The 4,746-nt window shown below is 72.6% G+C and carries 4 protein-coding genes and 1 pseudogene; all 5 read left to right on the top strand.

The window, feature by feature from the left end; translation table 11 throughout:
- Positions 1 to 239: 239 nt before the first annotated feature.
- Positions 240 to 710, top strand: a complete 471-nt coding sequence (locus ACWGIU_RS30135) for a Dps family protein (protein WP_453711070.1) — start codon at positions 240 to 242, stop codon at positions 708 to 710.
- A gap of 176 nt (positions 711 to 886) precedes the next feature.
- Complete coding sequence (locus tag ACWGIU_RS30130) at positions 887 to 1,552, top strand: molybdopterin-dependent oxidoreductase (RefSeq protein WP_453711072.1); 666 nt, start codon at positions 887 to 889, stop codon at positions 1,550 to 1,552.
- Positions 1,494 to 2,204, top strand: a complete 711-nt coding sequence (locus tag ACWGIU_RS30125; protein ID WP_453711068.1) for a cytochrome b/b6 domain-containing protein — start codon at positions 1,494 to 1,496, stop codon at positions 2,202 to 2,204. The genes ACWGIU_RS30130 and ACWGIU_RS30125 overlap by 59 nt, the downstream gene beginning before the upstream one ends.
- Before the next feature lie 99 nt (positions 2,205 to 2,303).
- Positions 2,304 to 3,623, top strand: a complete 1,320-nt coding sequence (locus tag ACWGIU_RS30120; RefSeq protein ID WP_453711066.1) for an MFS transporter — start codon at positions 2,304 to 2,306, stop codon at positions 3,621 to 3,623.
- A 5-nt stretch (positions 3,624 to 3,628) separates the two neighbouring features.
- A pseudogene (locus ACWGIU_RS30115) lies at positions 3,629 to 4,746 on the top strand (anhydro-N-acetylmuramic acid kinase); the annotation flags it as partial.

Here is a 4,746-nt window from a genome sequence, read left to right as displayed (position 1 = left end):
CCGTAGCCCCGAACAACTCGTCGAACTGTTGCTCGGGCTAGCTGACCTGACCTGACCTGACCTGACCCGGCCGTCGAGCTCGGCGGCGGCGGCGGTCGAGTTCGCCCGGCGGGATGCGGAACCGGCGCGCGGGTGACGATCGGACCAGCGGCCAGCCCCGAACGTGGGACCGTTTTGTGCCGGTCGTAGCGGGCAGGCGAAGTTTCATCGATACCTGTCCCGAAGTGAATGGAGACGCTGTGTCCGTCGTCAAGAACGCCCTCCCGGAAGCGGACCTGAAGGTCGTCGGTGAAGCGCTGCAGGGTGCTCTGGTGGACCTGGTGGACCTCTCGCTCGTATCCAAGCAGGTGCACTGGAACGTGGTGGGACCCCGCTTCCGGTCCGTCCACCTCCAGCTGGACGAGGTCGTCACCACGGCGCGTACCCACTCGGACTTGATCGCCGAGCGCGCCTCCGCCCTCGGGATCACCCCGGACGGCCGGGCCGCGACGGTGGCGTCCGCCACCGCGATCACCGGCGTACCGGAGGGCTGGATCAAGGACGTGGACGCCGTCCGCATCCTCGTCGACGCCCTGAGCACGGTGATCACCCGCATGCGCGACCGCATCCGCTCCATGGACGACCCCGACCCGGTCACCCAGGACCTCCTGATCGCCCTGACCGGCGACCTCGAAAAGCACCATTGGATGTTCGCCGCCGAGAACGCCTGAGCAACCGGCCGCGCCCCCGCGGCAGCAGGCCCGCGTGAAGGGGGGAACTGTGACGGAAGTCTGACGTCGCGCCGCTCCTTCTGGTGCCGCACACCCTGGGGTGCTGGAATCAAGGAGTGACGACAGACCACCCCGACTTCGAGGGAACCCCCGTCGGCCGCCGTCTGGTGCTCGGCATGCTCGGGCTCGGCGCCGGGGGCCTCGTTGCCGCACCGTATGTACAGCGCGGGATCGAAGCCTTCCTCGGGGCCGCCTCCGACAAGGACCCGACCGGGCTCACCGGGCTGCTTCCCAACGGCGGCGGCTTCCGCTACTACTCCGTCGCCACCTCCGTACCGCGGAAGAGCGAGCAGACCTACCGGCTCACAGTGGACGGCCTGGTCGAGCGCCCCGCGACGTACACCCTCGGCGCCCTGCGCGCGCTGCCGCAGACCAGAGTCGTCAGGGACGTGCAGTGCGTCACCGGCTGGCGGGTCCCCGCGACCCCCTTCGCCGGCGTCAGGCTGTCGCTGTTGCTGGACGCCGCCGGTGTCGGTCCCGATGCCAAGGCGATCCGCTTCACCTGCTTCGACGGCGCGTACAGCGAGAGCCTCACGCTCTCGCAGGCCCGGCGCGACGACGTGCTGGTCTGTCTGCAGATGCAGGACGAGCCGGTCAGCCACTCGCACGGCGGTCCGGTCCGGCTCTACGTCGCGCCGATGTACTTCTACAAGTCGGCGAAATGGCTCTCCGGGATCACCGTCACCTCCGAGGTGCGCCCCGGCTACTGGGAGGAGCGGGGCTATGACGTCGACGCCTGGGTCGGCGGGTCCAACGGGCGCAGTGACACCCCCACCGTCTGAACCGGCCCGACGGGTCGCCAGGTTCACCAGTGCCGAGCGCTGGGTCCACCGCGTGACCGCCGCACTGACGCTGCTGTGCGTGGCGACCGCGGCCGCGCTGTACGTACCGCAGCTCGCCGAACTGGTCGGCCGCAGGGATCTCGTGGTGACGCTCCACGAATGGGCCGGGATCCTGCTGCCCGCGCCGTTCCTGATCGGTCTCGCTTCACCCGCCTTCCGGGCCGATCTGCGCAGGCTGAACCGCTTCGGGCCGCACGACAGGAGGTGGCTGCGCGCGGTGCGGCGACGCGACCGCCGACGCGGTTCCCCGCCCGCGGGGAAGTTCAACGCCGGCCAGAAGATCTACGCGTCGTGGACCGCGGGTGCTGTCCTGGTGATGCTGGCGACCGGTCTGCTGATGTGGTTCACGCGTCTGACACCCCTGGTGTGGCGCACCAGTGCCACCTTCGTCCACGACTGGCTGGCCCTGGCCATAGGGGTGGTACTGGCCGGGCACATCAGGATGGCCTTCGCCGACCCGGAGGCGCGGAGGGGAATGCGGACCGGGTCCGTCGAGCGCCCCTGGGCGGAGCGGGAGCACCCGCTGTGGTTGCGGGACGAGCCGCAGGGCGAACGCGCGGAGCGGCCGGGTAAGGGCGCGGAAACCGGATGAGCCGATGACCGCCCGGTGAGCTCCGCTCCACCGCACCCGGTGTACGGCAGATGGCGGACGGCACTTGTGGAGCCGCTCCGCGGTCAGCACGCTTGATCCATGACCACCCCCGTCCCCGGTCCGGTGCGGCCTCCTGCGACGGTCCGGCCGGACGGCGCTCGCCGGGCGCTGGTGGCGGGCTCCGTCGGCAACTTCATCGAGTGGTACGAGTTCGGGATCTACGGCTACTTCGCCACCGTCATCGCGGCACAGTTCTTCACTCCGCAGGGCGGCAGCGAGGTGGAGGGGCTCGTCAAGGCGTACGCGTCGTTCGCCCTGGCGTTCTTCTTCCGGCCGGTCGGGGCCGCGGTGTTCGGGCGGTTCGCCGACCGGGTGGGCCGGCGGCCCGCGCTCGTCCTGGTCGTCTGTCTGATGACCGGTGCCACGGCGATGATCGGCCTGCTGCCGACGTACGCGTCGATCGGCGCGGCCGCGCCGTGGCTCCTGACACTGCTGCGGATCCTGCAAGGGCTGTCCGCGGGCGGGGAGTTCGGCGGGGCGGTCTCGGTCATGACGGAATGCGCACCGCCGGGCCGCCGGGGCCTGTACGGGGCCTGGCAGTCGTTCACGGTCGCGCTCGGCCTGCTCGCGGGCGCCGCCGTCGCGGTGGTCCTGGCGAGCGTCCTGACCGCCTCGCAGCTGCAGGGGTGGGGCTGGCGGGTGCCGTTCCTGCTGACCTTGCCGCTGGGGCTCTTCGCCCTGCGACTGCGGCTGCGGCTGCCCCCGGACGAGCTGCCCGCCCGCGTGCGGGACGAGCCGCCCGTCCTCGGGCTCCGGCCGCGTCCCGGGGAGACGGCCCGGGCCGTGGTGCTGGGCGTCGGGCGGGTGATGGGCTGGTCGGCGGCCGGCTACACCTTCCTGGTGGTCCTGCCCTCCTACCTGCAGACCACGCTGGGCACCACCTTCCAGCGGGCACTGCTCGGCACCGTCCTGGCGAACCTCGGGTTCGCCGCGTCGATCCTGCCCGCCGGCCGGCTGAGCGACCGCATCGGGCGGCGGACCGTGCTGGTGGCGGGCGCCCTGCTGGTGGCCGTGCTCGCGCTCCCGCTGCTGCACCTGGTGCAGGATCCCGAAGGGCCGGCGTACGCGAAGGGTGCGGCGCTGTTCGCCGCCGGGGCCGGCGTCGGTCTGATGGCGGGTCCGGGCCCCGCGATGCTGGCCGAGATGTTCCCGGCCAGGGTGCGCTGCACGGGCCTCGGGCTGGCGTACGCGCTGTCCAACTCCGTGTTCTCGGGCTGTGCGGGACTGATCATCACGGAGGTGGTCGAGCGGACCGGGAACGTCGATGTCCCCGGGTACTACGCCGCGGCGACCTGCGCGGTGAGTGCCGTCGCGCTGCTCACGCTGCGCGGCGACGACCACGAGCGGGTGCTGCGGTGAGCGCCCTGCGCGTGGTCGGGCTGATGTCCGGCACGTCGTACGACGCGATCGACGCGGCGGCCGCCGACCTCACCCCGGACGGCGACACACTGGTGCTCACGCCCCTGGGGATGATCAGCACGGCGTACGACGACGAGCTGCGGGCGGACCTGGCGAGGGCCCTGCCGCCCGCCGGGACGGACCTGGCCACGGTGTGCCGGCTCGACACCCGCATCGGACGGGCCTTCGCCGCGGCGGCGGTACGGGCGGACGAGGAGCTGTGCGGCGGACGGGCCGACCTGGTGGCGTCGCACGGGCAGACCGTCTTCCACTGGGCCGAGGACGGCCGGGTCCACGGCACCCTCCAGATCGGCGAGGCGGCCTGGATCGCCGAGGCGACCGGTCGGCCCGTCGTCTCCGGCTTCCGTACCCGCGATGTGGCGGCCGGCGGGCAGGGCGCGCCGCTGGTCAGCATCGTCGACGTGATGTGGCTGCGGGGACGGCCCGGGGTACCGGTCGCACTCAACCTGGGCGGGATCGGGAACGTCACGGTCGTGCCGGGCGGGGTGGCGGGAACCGGGGGCGAACCCCTGGCCTTCGACACCGGCCCCGCCAACGCGCTGATCGACGCGGCGGTGGGTGCCCTGGCGGGGCGCGACGCCTCGGGCGAGGCGTACGCGATGGACGCGGACGGAGCCCTCGCCGCGCGGGGCACGGTCCACCCGCCGCTGCTGCGAAGGCTGCTGGCCGACCCGTACTACGCCCGTCCCGCGCCGAAGACGACGGGCAAGGAACTCTTCCACCTGCCCTATCTGCGCTCGGCGCTGGACCGGTGCGGGCCGCTGCCCGCCGAGGACGTCGTCGCCACGCTGACCCGGCTCACGGCCCGGACCGTCGCCGACGCGATCCGGCCCTTCGGAGCGACCGAAGTGATCGTGTCGGGAGGCGGAACCCGCAACCCGGTGCTGATGGCCTGGCTGCGGGAGGAACTGGGCGGAGGCGGAGTCGGCGGAGTCGGCGGGGTCGGCGGGGCCGGCGGGTGAGTGGTGCGGTCCTCGGATGAACTCGGGCTGCCGGCGGGGGCGAAGGAGGCGTACGCCTTCGCCGTTCTGGGCTGGCTCACCGCGCACGGCCTGCCGGGCAC

Source organism: Streptomyces sp. NPDC054840, from assembly GCF_053611065.1.
Note: the sequence above shows the minus strand (reverse complement) of the source record. Positions and strands in the feature narration are given on the sequence as shown.